Source organism: Candidatus Eisenbacteria bacterium, assembly GCA_016867495.1.
In the GTDB taxonomy this organism is placed as follows: domain Bacteria; phylum Eisenbacteria; class RBG-16-71-46; order CAIMUX01; family VGJL01; genus VGJL01.
This window is the reverse complement of sequence record VGJL01000255.1, coordinates 1-3008: the sequence shown is the minus strand read 5'-3', so window position 1 is coordinate 3008 and position 3008 is coordinate 1. Positions and strand designations below refer to the sequence as shown.

The 3008-nt window shown below is 69.6% G+C and carries 3 protein-coding genes; all 3 read right to left on the bottom strand.

Translation table 11 applies throughout. From position 1 onward, the window contains the following. Positions 1-417 (bottom strand): hypothetical protein (locus FJY88_13065; GenBank protein ID MBM3288258.1); only part of this gene is annotated, 417 nt, incomplete at its 3' end. Positions 418-595: 178 nt separating this feature from the next. Beyond that, the gene (locus FJY88_13060; protein ID MBM3288257.1) at positions 596-2287 is read right to left on the bottom strand and encodes a hypothetical protein; all 1692 of its coding nucleotides are present in this window, start codon (positions 2285-2287) and stop codon (positions 596-598) included. Then, the gene (locus FJY88_13055) at positions 2284-2937 is read right to left on the bottom strand and encodes a metal-dependent transcriptional regulator (GenBank protein ID MBM3288256.1); all 654 of its coding nucleotides are present in this window, start codon (positions 2935-2937) and stop codon (positions 2284-2286) included. The genes FJY88_13060 and FJY88_13055 overlap by 4 nt, the downstream gene beginning before the upstream one ends. Positions 2938-3008 lie beyond the last annotated feature (71 nt).

The following is a 3008-nucleotide window of genomic DNA, read 5'->3' as shown; positions in this document are numbered from 1 at the left end:
CGGCTTCAGGCCCGTGTCCTCGTAGCTCAGGCGATCGCCCTTCACCAGGGCGGTCAGCGTCTTGACGACCGCGAAGGCCGTGTCCGCGGGGCCGCGGCGGAGAAGCGCGTACCTGGTCACCGCCCCCTGCCCTCCGGGGTCGTCGGAGGAGCGGCCGAAGGAGACGAGGAGGACCTTGCCCGCGTCGAGGGGCTTGTCCCTGATCTCGAGGTCGGTCACGGGGGAGGGGGGAGCGGCCGAGGGAGGGCTCGCTGCGGCAAGAGAGGCCTGTACCCGATCGGCGGCCTGTCCTTGCGTATCTTCGGCCTGCGCAGTGGGGACACACGGGAGAGAACAGAAGAAGAGAAGGCCGAGAAGGAAGGGTAGGAGGCTGCGGCGCTCGCTGCCTTGCAGGAGGCCCGCTCGCATCCAGGTCAACCGCTTCCCTCCCTCGCATCCCCACCCCGGACGCGCGAGGGAAGAGTAGCCCAGTAGCGAGCCCCGGCGCCACCATTTCGTTCTGAGGTTCGTTCTGAGGGAGTCGGGGGAGGTGAGGGACGCAAGGTCTGCTCGCGGGGGCGTTCAGCCGGGCCCCGGGGGCCTGGACTCAGTCCTCTCAGAGCGGCGGGCCGAAGACCACGATCGTGAGCGACTTCCCCTCGTGCATCTGGGGCTTCCCCAGCGTCTCGGCCAGCGCCTGGAGGAGCCAGCCATTGATCTCGGGCGCGGTCAGGTTCGAGGCGAAGACGATGACCCGCGCGCTCGGGTCCAGAGTTCGCCGGAGGCGATGGGCCAGGGCCGCGGCCTCCGCGCGGACCTCCGTCGGGCGCGCGAGGGCGGCCGCCTCGTCATACCAGCCGAGGTGGCGCTCGACCGTCTCGGGAAACGAGAGGCGCGTCCCCGGCGTTCTCCAGATCCTCGAGTAGAGCTCCGGAACCGTGCGCGTGTAGCCGGGTAGGATCGCGACATCCTCCGACCTCGAGCGCGAGCGCAACCACTCCGCGATCCGGTAGTCGCCGTGCGGGACTTCCGCGGCGCGGCCCGCCGCCTGGCAGACGACCGCGCCCGCGAGCCAGGCGATGGCGCAAGCGATCGCAGTCGGTCTGCGTCCCGCGTCTCTCGATGCGGCGAGCTCATCGAGCCCCCGCGCGGCGAGAAGGGCGAAGGCGCTGAAGGCCACCATTTCGTAGCGGCCGACGAGGTAGATCGGCTTCAGGAGAAACGAGGCCGCGATCGGCAGGGCGAGCGGCAGGAGGAAGAAGATCGCGAGCCGGACCGCGCTCCGCCGCTCCTGTCCGGCCCGGAGCGCCGCCGCGACGCCCAGGATCGGAAGCCCCACGGCGAGCAATCCTCCGACAACCCGCATCGGCCACCTGACCTCCGCGGGGAGGACGCCGGACATCAGGGTGAGCTGCTTCAGGTAAGGGGGGAAGGCGCCGCCGACGCCGACAGCCTCGATCGATCGGAAGAAGGCCGCCCACGGAGGCGTGCCCCTCCAGAGCCTCGGGATCCATGCGTCCACCCCCGATCGGCTCTGCTGCAGGAGAATCGGCATCCACGGCAGATAGAGAACGAGAGCGGCGAGCGCCGCGGCTCCTGCGAGGGCGAAGGCTTTTCTCCTCTCGATCATGCCCGACGCGCACCAGGCGATTGCGGGGCCCGCCGGAAGGAGGAAGAGGAAGTAGTTGTGCGTGTAGAGGCCGATCGCCAGGAACGCGGCGTGGAGGATCAGATGGCGGAGCCTCGCCGTTTCGAGGAAGAGATGGAGCGACGCCAGGGCGAAGAGGCCCAGGAGCGGCGAGAGGGTGTACATTCTGCACTCCTGGGAGTAATAGATGTGCAGAGGGCCGAGCGCCGCGATCGCGCCGGCGATGATGGGCAGGCGCTTCCTGGCGGGGAAGAAGATCCGTCCTGCCCAATAGACGCCAGCGACTCCCAGGACGCCAAGGAGGGCCGGCAGCGCGCGGACGGCCGCCTCCGACGATCCGAAGATCCTCGACCAGAAGTGGAGCAGGAAGTAGAAGACTGGCGGATTCCCGTCCCGCGATAGGGCATCGACGATGCCCGGCAGGTCCTTCCACGCGATGAGGACGCTGTTCGCCTCATCCAGCCAGAGCGGCTCCTCGCCGATTCCCAGGAAGCGGATCGCCGCGGCGGCCGCGACGAGGACGGCGATCTCCGCAAGCGTCCGACTCGACTTCGGCGCGCCGCCGGCAGCCGATCCCCCCCTCCCGACGCCGCTCCTTCGGCCCGCGTCCGCGATGCCGTCCGGCTCGCCCGCGCGCGCTCCGGAGCGCGAGGGGGTCAACCCTTCCTCCGGACATAGATGTCGCGGGCCACGTCGGCGTCGAGGGCCAGGTCGGTCTCGTCGATCTGGACCACGAAAGTCGGACGCTTCTGGTGCAGTCGGATCAAGGCGCGCGGGATGAGGCCGTAGGCTCCCAGCCGGTCGAGCCGCGCGTGGTGGCTGGGGCGGATGTGGACGATCTCGCAGAGATCGCCGACCTCCATGTCGGTGAGCGGCGAGACCTGGTCTTCGCGCGGGGCGGTGAGTGCGCAGCAGCGCCCGGGAGGAATCGGAAGGGCGTGCGGGCAGTGGGTCGGGTGCCCCAGAAACGCGCAGACGCGGTCACAAGCCTCCTCGCTCAGGATGTGCTCGAAGACGCAGGCGGTCTGCTCCGTCTCCTTCTCCCCCACCCGGAGGACGGTCTGCAAGAGGACCTCGGCGAGGCGGTGGCGCCGGACGATCGCCTCCGCCCGGGCGAGCCCGCTCGCGGTGATCACGAGACGCCCGTCCTCGTCCTCCGCGACGAACCGGGCCCGGATGAGATCGCGCAGCAGCCCCTGCGGATCGGACTCCGCGCATTCCCGCAGGAAGCTCGCCGTCTCGAGCATCCCGCGCTCTCTCAGGAGATAGAGAAGCTCCAGCCCCTCATCGATCCGCTGCGGCCCGTCCATTCCCCCTCCTGACCCAGCGTACAATGCGCCCGATCCATGACGCGACGGCAGAATCCTCGACGAACTGATAG